This is a genomic window from Shouchella oshimensis, assembly GCF_002019765.1.
Taxonomy (GTDB): domain Bacteria; phylum Bacillota; class Bacilli; order Bacillales; family Bacillaceae_D; genus Shouchella; species Shouchella oshimensis.
Genome location: NZ_KV917380.1, coordinates 3,920,703 through 3,936,821, shown reverse-complemented (window position 1 = coordinate 3,936,821; position 16,119 = coordinate 3,920,703). Strand labels below are relative to the sequence as shown.

13 protein-coding genes are annotated in these 16,119 nt (G+C 39.6%); 8 read left to right on the top strand and 5 right to left on the bottom strand.

The features are described from left to right. Positions 1–165: 165 nt before the first annotated feature. The 5 genes from BK583_RS19640 to BK583_RS19620 all read left to right on the top strand — a co-directional run bounded on the left by BK583_RS19640 (position 166) and on the right by BK583_RS19620 (position 11,219). Positions 166–789 carry a DUF4352 domain-containing protein gene (locus BK583_RS19640; RefSeq protein WP_160319297.1) on the top strand — a complete coding sequence of 208 codons (624 nt, stop codon included), beginning with the start codon at positions 166–168 and terminating at the stop codon, positions 787–789. Positions 790–1,407: 618 nt separating this feature from the next. Further along, on the top strand, positions 1,408–9,462 hold the full coding sequence (locus BK583_RS19635) for a SpaA isopeptide-forming pilin-related protein (RefSeq protein WP_055736601.1): 8,055 nt from the start codon (positions 1,408–1,410) through the stop codon (positions 9,460–9,462). A 19-nt stretch (positions 9,463–9,481) separates the two neighbouring features. Then, positions 9,482–10,045: a class D sortase gene (locus BK583_RS19630; protein ID WP_055736602.1), complete on the top strand. Its 564-nt coding sequence runs from the start codon at positions 9,482–9,484 to the stop codon at positions 10,043–10,045. A 456-nt stretch (positions 10,046–10,501) separates the two neighbouring features. Then, a complete protein-coding gene (locus BK583_RS19625) occupies positions 10,502–10,816 on the top strand; it encodes a YxeA family protein (RefSeq protein WP_055736603.1) in 315 nt (104 codons plus the stop codon). A gap of 133 nt (positions 10,817–10,949) precedes the next feature. Beyond that, complete coding sequence (locus tag BK583_RS19620; protein WP_055736604.1) at positions 10,950–11,219, top strand: hypothetical protein; 270 nt, start codon at positions 10,950–10,952, stop codon at positions 11,217–11,219. 37 nt (positions 11,220–11,256) lie between these two features. Here BK583_RS19620 and BK583_RS19615 read toward each other — a convergent pair whose 3' ends face one another. Both BK583_RS19615 and BK583_RS19610 read right to left on the bottom strand, forming a co-directional pair. Then, on the bottom strand, positions 11,257–11,523 hold the full coding sequence (locus tag BK583_RS19615) for a hypothetical protein (protein ID WP_055736605.1): 267 nt from the start codon (positions 11,521–11,523) through the stop codon (positions 11,257–11,259). 52 nt (positions 11,524–11,575) lie between these two features. Further along, the gene (locus BK583_RS19610) at positions 11,576–12,103 is read right to left on the bottom strand and encodes an AAA family ATPase (RefSeq protein WP_055736606.1); all 528 of its coding nucleotides are present in this window, start codon (positions 12,101–12,103) and stop codon (positions 11,576–11,578) included. Positions 12,104–12,267: 164 nt separating this feature from the next. Between BK583_RS19610 and BK583_RS19605 the strand changes: the two genes are divergently transcribed. Both BK583_RS19605 and BK583_RS19600 read left to right on the top strand, forming a co-directional pair. Next, positions 12,268–12,768: a MepB family protein gene (locus BK583_RS19605; RefSeq protein WP_055736607.1), complete on the top strand. Its 501-nt coding sequence runs from the start codon at positions 12,268–12,270 to the stop codon at positions 12,766–12,768. Between the two features lie 322 nt (positions 12,769–13,090). Beyond that, the gene (locus BK583_RS19600; RefSeq protein ID WP_038475955.1) at positions 13,091–13,486 is read left to right on the top strand and encodes a RidA family protein; all 396 of its coding nucleotides are present in this window, start codon (positions 13,091–13,093) and stop codon (positions 13,484–13,486) included. A gap of 43 nt (positions 13,487–13,529) precedes the next feature. Here the strand turns inward: BK583_RS19600 and BK583_RS19595 are convergent, their stop codons facing one another. The 3 genes from BK583_RS19595 to BK583_RS19585 all read right to left on the bottom strand — a co-directional run bounded on the left by BK583_RS19595 (position 13,530) and on the right by BK583_RS19585 (position 15,006). After that, entirely contained in the window at positions 13,530–14,252 is a 723-nt protein-coding gene (locus BK583_RS19595) for a DUF2812 domain-containing protein (protein WP_055736608.1), read from the bottom strand. Beyond that, on the bottom strand, positions 14,249–14,566 hold the full coding sequence (locus tag BK583_RS19590) for a PadR family transcriptional regulator (RefSeq protein ID WP_038475961.1): 318 nt from the start codon (positions 14,564–14,566) through the stop codon (positions 14,249–14,251). The genes BK583_RS19595 and BK583_RS19590 overlap by 4 nt, the downstream gene beginning before the upstream one ends. A 95-nt stretch (positions 14,567–14,661) precedes the next feature. Next, positions 14,662–15,006, bottom strand: a complete 345-nt coding sequence (locus BK583_RS19585; protein ID WP_055736609.1) for a hypothetical protein — start codon at positions 15,004–15,006, stop codon at positions 14,662–14,664. Between the two features lie 324 nt (positions 15,007–15,330). Here BK583_RS19585 and BK583_RS19580 point away from each other — a divergent pair, with 324 nt between their 5' ends. Then, entirely contained in the window at positions 15,331–16,071 is a 741-nt protein-coding gene (locus BK583_RS19580; protein ID WP_055736610.1) for a polysaccharide deacetylase family protein, read from the top strand. Positions 16,072–16,119 lie beyond the last annotated feature (48 nt).

Genomic DNA, 16,119 nt, shown 5'->3' with positions numbered 1-16,119 from the left:
GATGGTGTTTCAGCTAACATGACATTTTTCTCTCGTTAGCTGGTGGAAAAGATTAATTATTTTGTGATAGGGTGTACTTTGAAGACTGCACGATAATGAAGTTTCAATAATTAAAAAAAAGGCTATGTTCTAATGGATAATTACTTTTTGAAAGGTTTGGTATTTATGAAGAAAACAACAACGTTAATGGCTACCTCTATTTTTATGGGCTCACTTTTATTTACGGCTTGCAGTGATTCAGATATGAACGAAGAACCTACTGAAGAAGGTACTACTAGTCAAGAGAGCACAAATGAAAATGCTCAAACCAATGATCAAGAGGAAGAAACGATTGGTGAAAACGCTGGAGAAGACCAAATGGATTTAAAGGTTGGAGATACTGCAATTATGCACAGTAACATCTCATCATTTGAATTTACGTTGAACAGTGTTGAAATGGTTGATGAGGTAGACGGTGAAATGTCTGATTTAGACGCGTTTGTTGCGGCCTCCATTACGATCAAAAATATAGGTGACGAACCTATTGATGCAAAAGAAAATGCTGGTTTATTTGAATATACGGCAAACCTTGACGGGTCCGGATTCGGTGATCAAGCTGAATATACTGAAGAATATCAGGGTGATGCCATTGAAGGGGAATTAGCTCCTGGAGAAGTGGTTACAGGCACTGCTTTGTATACGAGCTACATAGAAGATGAGAATTACATTCGTGTAAAAGCTGGCACGGCTGGGACTGGATTAATTAATAACGCTGTCTTTACTTTTAGTGAAGGTGAGTTAATCAAGTAAAATATTCCGATTAAGCCCTTGAATGTAAGGGCTTTTTTTGCGTGATTTTCCGTTATATGAAAAATAGGGAGAAGAGTTAAGAACTTTAGGTTTGTGGTCTTTTTTCGATGAAACATTCTATTCTGAAGGGTTACTTCAAAAAGGCGCTCACATGTTAGTGTTAATAATTTATCCCTTTCCAATGGATTGCCATCAACAGAGGTCGCGTTCTTAATTGGATAAAAGGATATAAAGTTAATAGGTCTAAAGGTTCTATTAATTTACTTATATTATTTCAGTTTGCAAATAATAAACAATTTCCAATAAATAAGTCTTTTTATCGAAATCATATAATGACTGAGTTGAATGTGTAATCAATAACAAAATGATTGATCTGTTGTAAAGTCTTGCGTACTAGTAAATTATTCTTATTCTTCTAGAAATGAAACTTTAGATCTATTTAAAATCCTTGTTATTACAATCGTTTTAGTATAATACATTGATTTATCATTCTATAATTTGACAGAATGTTTAACGATGCTATGATTTGTGTAAATATATGGACTAAAAATGCACCTTTTGACGTTTAATCGTATTTATTGTCCTATATATTACTAATTTAATTTTGGGGAGGGTTATATGAGAAGACAGAAAGGGGCCAAAAAAAGTTTTATTGTTATTCTTATTTTTCTCATTCTTTTTTCGCCTTATGGACAAATTGGTTTAACACAGGCTTCAGAAAGAGAATTTAATGAAGAAGTTGATATCTCTGTTAAGGGGGTACCAACAGAAGAACAGGTTATTCTTAACGTCGAAACAACCTATTCTAATTTGGTTAATTTGGAGTTTATTCTTCCAGATGGTATCAAATACGATGAAGAGAGTACAAAAGCGTTAAAGTCTGATAGTACGATGATCTATAATAACGAGGGGAATAGTTTAAATATTCTTAAAGAAGAACTGTCTCCTCTATCTGCGACTATCATTCTAACTGGCTTTCATGTAGGTGAGAATAGTCTAGAAGTTAGAGGCCATCTTAATGACGGCAGTACGAAGAGCCTTGACTACTTTGTCACAGTGGAATCAGATCGTTCCGATGCAGATGAAGGCTTAAATGAATCTGGTACAGAAGAGAATGAGGAAAACCATTCTGGTCAATCAGACGCAAATCGTTCTGGTGACGATGAAGGTGTAGAAGAAGCTAACCCTGAAAGTGACAAGTCCGAAGAATCAAGCGATGTGACTTCAGAGGACTCCTCTTCAGAAGAAGAGGAAGAAGATTCTAAGCAACAAGAAGAAACAAATCAAGGTGAAGATGGGAATGATGATCAGGACGAGCCTATTTTTAAACCAATGGTGGGAGATTTAAACGTAGATATTGATATCTCGCCGTTAAATGCTAATGTTCTTGCAGGAAACGATGCAGCATATAAGCTGGTTTTTAAAACAACAGGTTCTGTCACAGAATACACAAACGCCATCATAACAGTTGATCTACCACTTTCAAGTGAAGTGAATTTTAATCAATCATTGTCAGAATTAAGAATAGCTGGTGTAGAGCCAACTTTTAATTCAGAATCAAGCCAATTAATCTATCAATTTGATACGTTACAAGCCGGGCAAACCTATGAAAATGTTATTAAATTGCAAACAACGAATGGATTGATAGCAAGTGGTACAGAGTTAGATGTGCAAGCATCTTTTGTAGCAGATCAATTTGAACCAGTACAAGATTTAGCAATTGTCGTTATTGATGCATCAACGACAATCTCTGCGTCTAAGCGATATACGGAAGCTAGGGGAAATGATCGGAATATACCAATTCCTAATTCGCAAACAGTCTGGGAAATGAACGTAGACATCCCTAAGAATAATATTGGCCAAAATTATTTGGAGCCGGGCTCCCAGATTACCGTAGTCGATACGCTACCAAATGGTCTATCCTATCAATCTACCATTACAGGTCCTGAGCCTGAACAAAATGGTAATACTTTAGTATGGACATTTGAAGCGCCAAGTGTTGAAGAGCAAGAAGCGGCAGAAGGTACACTATTTAACACGGAGTTAGAGGTTGTCTTAACGGTAGGTGGGAATACAGTTGATCAAACATTAACGAATAATGTTGATGTAAGCGCTACATTTATTGGAGAAGATAATGAAAACTCGGTAAATGCCAACCACAGTGTCACAATTGCTGATTCTGATAAGGCGACGGGTGAGATAAGAGGAAGTGTGTTTATTCCTGGACATATCGGCCCTATCGATGATAGAGGAAATATTGGTTCAAATACGAATAGAGATCCGAATCCTCTTGTTTATGACGATGCGCTCTTAGCTTTTTATCATAATATATCTCCTTTACATGAAAGTAATGAAGGGGATTTTAGAGCATATACAACGGTCATGAACATTGATGAACATTTAGTTTTCAAAGAAATGAGAACTGGGGGAACGGCGGCTAGATTTATATATAGACCTACAAACCAATTCCCAGATGGTGTTCCGTTTGTAGATCCTCCTCGCTTTAATATTGAGGCGGACGTGAATGGAGAACGACTAGTTTTAATTGAAAATGCTGATATTGGGAGAATTTACAGTAGAAGTGACTTAGGAATTGATACAGATGCAAGAGTCAGTGCAATATATTTGAATTTCACGCATGCTCCTAGTGGCATGGGTGGGGCTCATCCAACATACTATTTTGAGGTTGAACCAGGCTATGTTGGAAGTGTAACAAACGAATTTGATGTATTTGGTATCGGGGGAGAAGGCACTCGTTTTGGCAAAGGTACTGGTGGTAGGCATTACGGTTCAAATACAATTGCCACTCCACGTTCTGCTCAAATCGCTCCACGACCAACAGATCAACCGCCAATTGCTACAGTGGATGTAGAATTAACAAATCATCAAGGATCCTATGTAGATTTTGGTGATAACCGTATGCGTGTAAATTTAAATACGGAAAATAGTTCGACATTAGCGATGAGTGAGCCATTAGAGGCAATGGTGCTGTTACCACCTGGTATCACCATATCTGATGATCCAGACGCTGAATTTATTGATGCGGATGGAAGAGCTTCAGGTGGATCTCATGACATTGTAACTGATAATTACAATGATACAGGGCGACAACTTGTTAAGTTTAATTGGACAGATCGTCTACTTAGACCAGGTAATAATGTAACCTCTGAGATTAATGTTCAGATCAATGAAGGGGCAGCGAATGTCCTTACCTTTGATGTTTATGGTTTCTCAGGAGATGAGACATTAACGGTCCCATCTGTTGATAATCCAGGACATACAGATACCGTTTTACAGACGGATTCAGAGGATTTAAATGAGAATGGAAACACAGACCAACCCCGATTGAAATCAGGCAACGAATATTATATAAGTGGTCAGTATAATATCCAGACAGAGAAGCTTGTCAGAGGAGAATTAGATGACGAATTTACGACGTTTGGAAGAACGGTTCCTGGTGGGGTCATTGATTATCAATTAACCCTAACGAACACAACGGGAAGTACAATTTCTACGATGACATTGATGGATGTATTACCATCCATTGGTGATTTAGGAATAACGGATAATATTGACCGTGGTAGTCAATTCACACCGCAGCTGACAGAAGCGATTCAGCTTCCGTCACAATGGACAGATCGAGTGGATGTGTATTATAGTACAGCACTTACTCCAGAACGAGATGACTTAATTAGACATACCAACTACCCTGACACAACAGAGCAACTATCTAATCCTGAAGGGGCACAGGCACCGAATTGGGTCTTAGGATCTGAGGTCGATGATTGGTCTTCCATTCATTCCTTTAAGATTGAGCTTAGTGAGGGAGTAGAATGGATTGATGGAGAAGATATCGCTATTGCTTTCTCGATGATGGCTCCAGAAGCAGCAGACGTTGACTCGAGTGTATTGGATAAAACGGTTAACCCTACGCAAAGAGCCGCATGGAACTCTTTTGCCATCGCGACAGATCAAGGACAACCTGTTGAACCAGCAAGGGTTGGCGTGTACATGGATCTAGATAACTCTGTTCAACTAACTAAACAGAGTGAGGATGGAGAGCTCCTTGAGGGAGCCGTGTTTACGCTATTTAATGAGGCTGGTGAAGAGGTAGCTACCGGCTTAACAACCGATGAAAATGGTATTCTTTTCATTGAGGATCTTTTGCCTGGAAACTACGAATTAGTTGAAACACAGGCGCCAGTGGGTTATGTGTTAGATGCTACACCGATTCCTTTTACCATTGATTTGGCGGTTCAAGAATTAATTGAACTGACAAAGGAGAATCGTCCAGTGCCAGGTTCTGTAGAACTTAGTAAAGTCGGAGAGGATGGCGAAACGCTTGAAGGAGCGGTTTTCAGCCTATTCAATTCCGATGACAATGAACTCCAGACAGGTCTAACCACAAATGAAGAAGGTTTACTAGTCGTGGAAGACTTAGTGCCAGGCAGCTACTATTTTGTAGAGACGGAAGCACCATTTGGTTATGTGTTAGACGATACACCATTACCATTTGATATCGTCTTTAATCAAGAAGCACAGGTAGAAGTAACGAAAGAAAACACGTTAATACCAGGTGCGGTTGAACTGACGAAGGAAGATGAGGATGGAACGATTCTTGAAGGCGTAGAGTTTGAACTTCAGGATCGTGATGGCAATACAATACGAGAAGGTTTGCTTACGGATGAAGAAGGTAAACTTTTCATTGACGATTTAACACCGGGAAGCTATCAATTGGTGGAAACAGCAACACTTCCAGGCTATGAGTTGGATCCAACACCAATTCAATTTGAGATTGGCTTAGGTCAAACAACCGTAACGGAAGTAAGCTTTGTGAATGAGTTTACACCAGGGTCTGTCGGTTTAACGAAAGTCGGAGAAAGTGGAGATACACTTGAAGGAGCTGTTTTCAGCCTTTTCGACTCCGAAGATAACGAATTGCAAACAGGTCTAACGACTAATGAAGAAGGTCGATTGGTTGTAGAAGAGCTAGCACCAGGTAGCTACTACTTTGTAGAGACGGAAGCACCATTTGGTTATGTGCTAGACGATACGCCATTAGCATTTGAAATTGACTTTAATCAAGAGGCGCAACTGGAATTAACAAGAGAAAATCTCTTGATTCCTGGAGCAGTTGAATTAACGAAGGTCGATGAAGAAGGAGTCCTTCTTGAAGGTGTAGAGTTTGAGCTTCAAGATAGTGATGGAACTGTGCTACGCGAAGGCTTACTTACAGATGAAGAAGGTATACTCTTTATTGATGATCTAACACCAGGCAGCTATCAGCTGGTCGAAACAGCAACGCTCCCAGGATATGAACTGAATCCAACACCGATTCCTTTCGAAATTGGTTTAGGAGAGACGACAGTAGGAGAACTTAGCTTCATTAATGAGTTTACGCCAGGGTCTGTTAGCTTAACAAAAGTTGGGCAAGACGAGGTATTGCTTGAAGGAGCGGTCTTCAGCTTGTTTGATGCAGAAGACAATGAATTACAAACAGGTTTAACAACAAACGAAGACGGACAATTAGTTGTAGAAGATTTGGTGCCGGGTACCTACTATTTTGTAGAAACAGAAGCGCCATTCGGATATGAGTTAGATGACACTCCGTTAGAGTTTGAGATCATCTTTAATCAAGAATCGCAGCTGGAACTAACCAAAGAAAACACGGTGATTCCAGGCGCTGTTGAATTGACGAAAGAAGATGAGGATGGAACCGTCCTAGAAGGTGTAGAGTTTGCCCTCCAGGATAGTGAAGGAAATGTATTACAAGAAGGCTTGCTAACGGATGAAGAAGGTACGTTGTTTATTGATGGTCTAGTACCAGGCAACTATCAGCTAGTCGAAACAGCAACAATACCGGGATATGTATTGGATCCAACACCAATCCCATTTGAGATTACACTTGGTCAAACAGAAACCGTAGAACTAAGCTTTGTAAATGAGTTTAGCCCAGGATCTGTTGGACTAACCAAGGTTGGGGAGAGTGGAGAAACACTTGAAGGAGCTGTTTTCAGCCTATTTGATGCAGAAGACAACGAACTTCAAACGGGACTCACTACGGATGAAGATGGAAGAATTGTGGTTGAAAACCTTGAGCCAGGTAGTTACTACTTTGTAGAGACGGAAGCACCGTTTGGCTATGAGTTGGATGACACGCCGTTAGAGTTCGAAATCGTCTTTAATCAAGAAGCGCAATTGGAACTAACGAAGGAAAACACCCTGATTCCAGGAGCTATTGAACTGACGAAAGAGGACGAAGATGGCACCGTTCTTGAAGGGGTAGAATTTGAACTTCAAGACAGCGAAGGAAACACATTGCGTGAAGGATTGCTTACAAACGAAGAAGGAAAGCTGTTGATTGATGATTTAGCACCAGGAAATTATCAACTCATTGAAACAGCAACGCTTCCTGGATATGAGCTAGATCCAACACCGATAGTGTTTGAAATTGGCTTAGGAGAAACAACGGTAGGAGAACTTCGTTTTGTTAATGAATTCACGCCAGGTTCTGTAGGACTGACTAAGGTCGATCAAGAAGGAGAAACGCTTCAAGGAGCGGTCTTCAGCTTATTCGATGCAGAAGACAATGAACTGGAAACAGGACTAACAGTAGATGAAGAAGGTCGCTTAGTCGTAGAGGGCTTAGCACTAGGAAGCTACTACTTTGTAGAAACGGAAGCACCGTTTGGATACGAGCTGGACTCTACGCCGTTACAGTTTGAGATTGTATTCAATCAAGAAGCACAGCTAGAAGTAACAAAAGAAAATGTATTGATCTTAGGTTCCGTAGCGTTAACAAAAGTGAACGAAAATGGAACAGGTCTTGAAGGGGTAGAATTTGAACTTCAGGACACTGAAGGAAATACACTGCGTGAAGGGCTGCTCACAGACGAGAATGGTATGCTGTTGTTAGATGATTTAGCACCAGGCGGCTATCAATTCGTTGAGACAGCAACGATTCCGGGATATGTGTTAGATCCAACACCGATCTCCTTTGAGGTTGAATTAGGTCCAACGGATATCATTGAATTGAACTTTGCCAATGAATTTACACTAGGCTCTGTCGGACTGACTAAGGTCGATGAAGAGGGAGAAACGCTTGAAGGAGCGGTCTTCAGTTTATTCGATGCAGAAGACAATGAACTGCAAACGGGTCTGACAACAGATGAAGAAGGTCGATTAATAGTAGAAGATTTAGCACCAGGAATTTACTACTTTGTCGAAACAGAAGCACCGTTTGGGTACGAGCTAGACTCTACACCACTCGAGTTTGAGATTGTCTTTAATCAAGAAGCGCAACTGGAACTAACGAAGGAAAATACCTTGATTCCAGGAGCGATTGAACTGACGAAAGAGGACGAAGATGGGACCGTTCTTGAAGGGGTAGAATTTGAACTTCAAGACAGCGAAGGAAACACACTGCGTGAAGGATTGCTTACAAACGAAGAAGGAAAGCTGTTGATTGATGATTTAGAACCAGGCAGCTATCAACTAGTGGAAACAGCGACGCTCCCTGGCTATCAGCTAGATCCAACACCGATTTCATTTGAAATTGGTTTAGGTCAGACATCGATTACTGAAGTAAGCTTTATCAATGAGTTTACGTTCGGGTCTGTCGCACTAACAAAAGTGGACGAAGAAGGAGATACCCTTGAAGGAGCGGTCTTCACGTTATATGATGCAGAAGACAATGAACTTCAAACGAGTCTAACGACAGATGGAGAGGGTCGATTAGTAGTTGAAGAATTAGCATTAGGTAGCTATTACTTTGTCGAAACAGAAGCACCGGAAGGGTATGAACTTGATAACACGCCGCTCGAATTCGAGATTGTCTTTAATCAGGAAGCTCAGCTGGAGGTTATGAAGGAAAACTCTGCAAGCCCGGGCGCCGTTGAACTGACAAAAGTGGATGAAGAGGGAGAGACGCTTGAAGGAGCGGTCTTCACTCTATACGACTCTGAAGATAACGAACTCCAAACCGGTCTAACGACAAACGAAGAAGGCAAACTGGTGGTCAATGATTTATCCCCAGGTAGCTACTACTTTGTCGAAACGGAAGCACCGTTTGGATACCAGATTGATGAGACTCCACGATTATTTAAAATAGAGTTTAATCAGCAGGAAGTTGTCAAGATTGAGGTAGTCAATAAATTGATTCTAGGTCATGTCACCATCATTAAAGTGGATTCGGAAACCGATGTTACCTTACAGGGTGCGGAATTTGAGATTCGAGATGGAAATGATCAAGTAGTTGAGACGGTGACGACAAATGATCTTGGCTTAGTAAATGTACAGGATTTGGCGCCAGGTGACTATCAATTAATTGAAACGAAAGCGCCTGAAGGGTATCAACAGTTAGTTGAAGCAATTGAGTTTACGGTACAGGTAGGAATGGAAGAAATTCTAGAGCTAATCGTTCAAAACACGAAGCTGCCACCTGAAGAATCGACTCCTCCACCACCAACTGAAACACCAGATCCACCGACAACACCAGCGCCACCAGAACTATCCGATGCACCTCCAACGAGTGGATCATCAGAGGATGTTCCTAAAACATTGCCTCAGACAGGGGAAGAATGGTTTAGATATCTACTGATTGCAGGCTCATTTTTGATCATCGTTGGAAGCTTACTCATCGTATTTAATCGAAGAAAAGTGACCATGGCTTAAACAAGAGGAGGTGAGTTCAATGAGAAAGGCAAAAATAATAGCAGGAATGGTCTCCATACTCATTGGACTCATTCTTGTCTCTATTCCGTTTTATCATGAGTGGCAGACAGGAAAAGAGATTGACCAATTAACGCAGGCTGTAAATCTTATCTCGAATGAAGCAAGTGCTGCGGAGGTAGATGAGGAATTTGAGTATGCGAAGGATGTAATCTGGTTAGAAATTCCTGATATCGACCTTAACCAAATGATCTTGCCAGAAACCACGGAAGATACCTTGAATCTAGGGTTGACCCAGATTAAACCTAATCAAGTCCCCGGAGAAGGAAATTTTACCGTTGCAGGTCATAGAGGTTACAGGGGAGATCGTTTTTTTCGCAATCTACCAGACGTACCGATTGGGGCTACAGTGAATCTAATCGTAGAAAACAAAACATATACCTATGAAATTACCTCATCAGAGATTATTGAGCCTACGCAAACAGATATTTTGCTAGATGAAGAAGGAAAAAATGAAATTACGTTAATTACATGCACCGTTGATGGGAAACAACGTATTGCTCTTAAAGGGCTCCTGTTAACTTGACAGGAGAAAACTGTTAAGTTAACAGCATTAATAAAAAAAGCAGAACTTGATCCAATAAAAAGAGGCCATAAAGGCCTTTTTTTATTTGGCGCAAGGAATCATTATATGCGTATATGCTTGATGATGTGCCATCTAACCATTTCCAGTAATCAGACCAACTGCTTTTTTTCAGAAATGACGAAAATGTCACATGAATCTTTAGTTTGTCATCTGAATCGCACGACCTAGAATCAAAAAAGGCTTACAGTATAAATACCAACATGCTTAGAATGTACGAAATTATACTTCTGAAATCAAATGAACTATAGCTAGAGAAGGGGGTTCAACAGTCACAGAAAGAAGACCATCGTAGAACTTGGCGCCATGCGTTACATCGTTATCGAGGTCATGTTACCGGGGTTTATCAGTAGTACAAAAGCACTCGTGGAGGTGCTTTAATAGAGAGGATGAAAAATGATGAAAAAAATAATTAGTGTGTTTCTCGTATTACTTATTGCCATTGGAAGTCTATACTTCTTTTCCCGTGAGACCTTTGATCGCTTTAATCCACTTCTAACGGATGAGTATGTTTTTGTAGAGGTTCAAGGGGAGCCTAGTGATGATAACGGACGGTACAAATATGATTTGGAAGGAATAAATGAAAGTAAAGAGACGAAACGAGTTGTGTTCAGCGCTAGTATGAGGCTCGAACCAGGCACATTTGTCAGAGTGCTCGCTAAAGGGACGTATTCAAAGCAATATGAGATGATCAATGAAAGTGAAATGCCTTAGGAGCACGGTCGGTGGATTTGTGATGCTAGAAGAAGCGTGTATTATACATTACGCTTCTTTTTTAATTTGATAAAATAGAACTGTACAGTTCCAAGAACAAGAGAATGTCGAACAGATTAGGGTGGGAATCTAAATGAGTGATCAAGCAAAGAAACAGATTAAATTCAATGAAAAAGATGCACATCGCTTTAGTCATCATCATAGAGAAGCGTTGGAAAGAGATAAAGTGTGTGGGTGCTTCTTTTGCATCAAGGTATTTAATCCAAAAGAGATTCGTGAGTGGACGGATGACAATCAAACAGCGATTTGCCCTTATTGTGGTGTGGATTCTCTTATAGGTGAGAGTTCTGGATTTCCTATGACAGTATCATTTCTAAAAAAAATGAAAGAAGACTGGTTTTAATAGTGGGTATTTTGAAGCTAAGAGTATGATGGGCTTCTCATGAAACGAATAAAAGATAAATGTAAATGGTCACAAAAGACAAATACATGATTGGAACAGAAACGACAATACGTTTGGTCACGAGACCGATAAGTAGCCCAAGGAACCATGTAACAAGAATAATAAAAGTTTGAGGGAAGACAAACGCATGGTCTGTATCATTTTCAGCAATGGTACCCGATGCCAGAAACATAGAGACAGCAAAAGCAATAATGAAACTAGGAATAGCATTGATCAGAATGATTTTATGCTCTCGTGATTTCATAGATAGATTCCCCCATTTATTTTCAATCAACTACAATATCGCCAAACGTTTTTTAATAGATGAATCTTGAATGGTTTCGTATCGTTAAAAGGACTTCATTTAAGTCAGATGGGTGAATGGTAGTTGTATCGTACACAAAGCGTTGGTCGATTTTTTTCCTTGTAAACATTTTAGCTAATTCTAAACACCTTGCACCCATTTGATGATCTTTTTCTCTTGAAGCGTCTCTTCTAATTAGCTCCTCAGGCTTGACCCGTAAGACTACATATTTTATCTCAACATGTTTAACTTGGGAATACATTTTTTGGGAAAACGTTTCTACTTCTTCTGGAAAGGCGACGTAATCAATAATGACATGTTTACGTGCTTGAACGAAATTAATACTTAAATCAGCGATATTTTCCCATGTTAGTGTTAATGATGCCTCGCTTTCCCACGGTGGGAGATAGCCGCCAACAACCATATGATGAAGGAGATCTCCTTCAATATAAGCACTTTGTTTAAACTGTTTTGCGAGTTGGATGGAAATGGTTGATTTGCCTACGCCTGCTGGCCCAGAAATAATATAGATGTTAGTCATTCGTTGTCACCTTCTCCTTAGTTTGTCATTAAATGTGAGACTAAGTCCGTGTCCATTTTTAGTATCCATTTCTCCTTTAATATGTATTTCTTTTATTTTCCATGTGTGATGATTGTAAGTGTGATGTGTAATGGTAAAAACCACTTAATAAAGAGGTGCGAAGGATGAAACATTTTTATGAAACTCTTTCTTTTATGAATGAAACAATCTATAAGCCCATTGGCTTATTAATTGGAAATATACAGGCGGAAGAGCAGAATGCTAAATATGGAGCGGGTACATTTCAATTATCGCATAAAACGATCCGATTTAGAGTTGCGAATAACACGCCAAACAAAATTGGTCAGTTCGTTGCTGTTTGGAAAAAAGATGATGAAAATAAAAATAGACCGTATACGTACGATGAAGCACTCGATTTATTGATTGTTACAGTGTTTAAAAATCGTAATGAATATGGTCAGTTTATTTTTCCAAAAGACATTCTTGTGAAGAACAATCTTTTAAAAACAGATTCAACAGAAGGAAAGATGGGATTTCGAGTATATCCTGAATGGGACAGACCTGAAAGTAGCCAAGGGTTGAAAACACAAAAATGGCAGCTGCCCTATTTTATAGATATGAAGGAAAAGAAAAGAACCGAATTACTAAAATGGTTTGGCCAATAAGCAATGTGTGGCATCCTCATTGTTTAAGGTGACTCCTATCAAAGCTTGGTAAGAGGAAATAAAGCTACTCTCCAAGCATTCATGTTTAAAATGGTTCGTAATGGTTGCTATTACAGAACGTGCTTGGTACAGTTATCATTATCTAGTACCGACACTATAAAGAAAAGGAGTGATCATACCATGAAAAAGAAAATACTATGCTTTTTATCGATGGGTTATGGTTACTCGACTGCTGTTTTTTATTAAGTTGATGGATTTTGGTGAAGTCTGTCTAATGGACATAAAAAATACGCAGAAAATTTATAGTGAATGAGGTCATGTTATGAAGAAAATTAGTCGAAATAATCCTGAATCTATGCCTAAACCGGTAGGGAATTATAGTCATATTACGAGGGTACCAAAAGGTGCTGGATTGATTGTAACATCGGGGCAAGTGGGCACGGATATGAATGGAGAAGTACCTGAACAGTTAAACGACCAAGTAGCAAATACATTTGCCAATATGAAAAAGCTTCTCGAATCTGAGGGGTTGTCACACGATAGCGTTATAAAAGTCAATATTTGGGCGACAGAAGAGATTGATTGGGACTACTTTTACACGAAATGGGATGAATGGTTTCAAGGTGAATATCCTTCTATGACCATTGCCTATATCTCCGCATTAGGGTTGCCTGAATTAAAGATCGAAATCGAGTTATGGTGTGCAGAGATTGAATAGTATGTAAAGAAAAGGAGCAGCCTCTGGCTGTTCCTTTTATGGCTTACGCTTTTTTTCCTTTTCGATTTTGTAAGAGGGATTGAATAATCCAAATAGTGGTAGGTACGATAATAGCACCAGCGACCATAGAGAACAAAATGCCCATTGGATTGTTTAAGTTAGTAGAATAAAAGATAAAGAGGAGGCATCCTACTAAAAACAAAGGGACGATAGCACTTGTCATAGTGACAAGTCGGTATTTCTCTTCAACCACCCATTTATTCTTGAATATGGTTAAGACCGTCCAAAGTATTGGAATGGTTATCGCACTTAAAGAAATTGCCGCAATGGCAAATGAAATCATTGGTACTCCTGAGCTTAAAGAGAATCCAGTCCAAGTAATCGCTGTTAAAACAAGTAGTGATAGAGCTATCCATTTAAGTGGGTTTCCTAAGTGTTGATGTTTTTCAACAACGGTTTCACGATCGCTATAGATCGGTTTAGTCCCAGGAAGTGCTCTAAACAGGTGAATATCGCTATTAGAAGAAACAAGCGTCCAACCTGAAGATGCAAGTAAATCAACATATTCCTCACGCTCTTCTTCTTTAAGGGTGCGGTAGTCCACGCTATAAATATAGTCATTGCTTTGACCTTTTTCTATCAAGTAGCCCATGAATGCAAACGACTTAACATGCCACCCTTTTAATGAATAGCGTCGTAATTTTTCCATGTCCCGCTCCTCAGCAAATGCTAAACCACCTGATGTAATGTACTTAGTATGACTCATTCTTTGACCTCCTTTAATCCCGTTTCGGCTAATTGAACCATCAATTTTCTGAGCTTGATTTCTTCCTTTAAAACTTCTTTTCCATTCTCAGTAAGCAAGTAGGTTTTGCGCCTCGAATCTGTACCATCATGTAAATAAATCCACTCTAGTTTTAATAGCTTTTTAATGATGGTGTACATTGAAGCAGGACCTATTGTAATCATCCCCTTAGTGGTTTCTTCTATTAAATTCATAATGGCATACCCATGACGTGGTCTCGTTAATGAGGCCATAATGTAGAACATCGAATCGGTTAGTTGCTCGTTTGTTTTCATTTATTCACCTACTTATTTTATATCGTAATGTGATATATCTATATACAATATATCGCAATGTGATATATGCGTCAATTAAAATATAAGAAGAGGTGCTACAGCTGTAACTGCAGTACCTCTTCTACGTCTGCTACCAGAAGAATGAAGGAGTCGATGTCTTCTAAAAGCACGCCATATTCGTCTAATCGTTTTTTAACATTGCTTAGCGAAATCCCAAATGAGTGTGGTATTGAGGTGAGAAGTAAATCGTTCATGGTAATGGTGACGTTCATAGCATTGGGATCAAATGCTTCTCGTTCTTGTTTGTTAAAGGGAGCATGAATTGAAATGGTGACAGTATCTTGTTCGTAGTCAAGTAAGTTCAGGCTTTTTACAGGAATGACAAACCAAATTGGTACTTCTTTGCCATCATAATAATCATAGTAGACAGTATAGGTCATCACTCAGCATCCTTTATCACTTTATTTACATCTTATTTTACTCTTTTTCCGATTGACAGTCCTGTGTTTCATTAGCGTTTTAAACGGGAAAGGAAAATCGAGGTGACGAGATGGGTGAATTGGTAATCATCAAATACTGTGGTTTTTGCGATGCACCGCTACGAAAAAATGGGCGTTGCAAAAGTTGTGGGCGAGATCGTGGTCAGTTTTTACATAGAAAAACGTAGAGCGTCGTATTAGCGGCAGCTCTTTTTTTATGGACAGAACATAAAAAAGAATGAAGTGGCAAAAACTAAAGCATCTTTCTAAAAAGGAGTCTTTCTTATGATGAAGAAGCGAATGGCTGCCGTCGTGTTCCTATTAACATTGTTCGGCATTGGTTTAACGAATAGTGAACAGGCTTATGCTCAAATTGTTCCAATTCCCACCTTGCAAGATGAGTTTCCTGGCTCTGTATTCGCGCATGGAGATCGCGAAAGTAAGAGAATTGCGTTAACGTTCGATGATGGTCCTGACCCTCGTTTTTCTGGACAGGTATTAGACAAGCTTGAGCAGTATGATGTTCCTGCAACATTCTTTGTGTTGGGCATGCGAGCGAATGAAGACCCTGATTTACTTAGTCGAATTCAAGCTGGAGGGCATGAAATTGCCAACCATACTTACTCGCACCCAAATTTAACAGATAAAAGTGTGGATGAGCTTGAGCAGGAACTCAATCAAACAAACGATGCGATTGAGAGTATAACAGGGAGTACACCGAAATTATTTCGCCCTCCCTATGGATTTATTACAAGGGAACAAGCGGAGCGTTTGGTCACTTTAGGCTATTCTATTATTGGGTGGGATGTAGATACACTTGATTGGTCCGGGATTCCTGCAAGCGAAGTGACGGATACGGTGCTACAGGATACGCAAGCTGGTAGTATTATTTTAATGCATGATGGTGGAGATGTTGATACAGCGAATCCGGAAATTTACTCAGCTGATGCTCTTGATGCCATCATCCCAGCATTGCAAGAGCAAGGATATACATTTGTAACCGTTTCTGAATTAATAGGGCAGTAAGAAAAACCACGTTGTACGAGCGCAACGTGGTTAGTTTATTGGTAAGAA

Excerpts from the sequence above, each read along its gene's own strand:
- BK583_RS19640 (WP_160319297.1), top strand. The coding sequence starts at position 166 with ATGAAGAAAACAACAACGTTAATGGCTACCTCTATTTTTATGGGCTCA.
- BK583_RS19625 (WP_055736603.1), top strand. The coding sequence starts at position 10,502 with ATGAAAAAAATAATTAGTGTGTTTCTCGTATTACTTATTGCCATTGGA.
- BK583_RS19610 (WP_055736606.1), bottom strand. The coding sequence starts at position 12,103 with ATGACTAACATCTATATTATTTCTGGGCCAGCAGGCGTAGGCAAATCA.
- BK583_RS19590 (WP_038475961.1), bottom strand. The coding sequence starts at position 14,566 with ATGAAAACAAACGAGCAACTAACCGATTCGATGTTCTACATTATGGCC.
- BK583_RS19585 (WP_055736609.1), bottom strand. The coding sequence starts at position 15,006 with ATGACCTATACTGTCTACTATGATTATTATGATGGCAAAGAAGTACCA.
- BK583_RS19630 (WP_055736602.1), top strand. The coding sequence starts at position 9,482 with ATGAGAAAGGCAAAAATAATAGCAGGAATGGTCTCCATACTCATTGGA.
- BK583_RS19620 (WP_055736604.1), top strand. The coding sequence starts at position 10,950 with ATGAGTGATCAAGCAAAGAAACAGATTAAATTCAATGAAAAAGATGCA.
- BK583_RS19580 (WP_055736610.1), top strand. The coding sequence starts at position 15,331 with ATGATGAAGAAGCGAATGGCTGCCGTCGTGTTCCTATTAACATTGTTC.
- BK583_RS19600 (WP_038475955.1), top strand. The coding sequence starts at position 13,091 with ATGAAGAAAATTAGTCGAAATAATCCTGAATCTATGCCTAAACCGGTA.
- BK583_RS19605 (WP_055736607.1), top strand. The coding sequence starts at position 12,268 with ATGAAACATTTTTATGAAACTCTTTCTTTTATGAATGAAACAATCTAT.
- BK583_RS19595 (WP_055736608.1), bottom strand. The coding sequence starts at position 14,252 with ATGAGTCATACTAAGTACATTACATCAGGTGGTTTAGCATTTGCTGAG.
- BK583_RS19615 (WP_055736605.1), bottom strand. The coding sequence starts at position 11,523 with ATGAAATCACGAGAGCATAAAATCATTCTGATCAATGCTATTCCTAGT.
- BK583_RS19635 (WP_055736601.1), top strand. The coding sequence starts at position 1,408 with ATGAGAAGACAGAAAGGGGCCAAAAAAAGTTTTATTGTTATTCTTATT.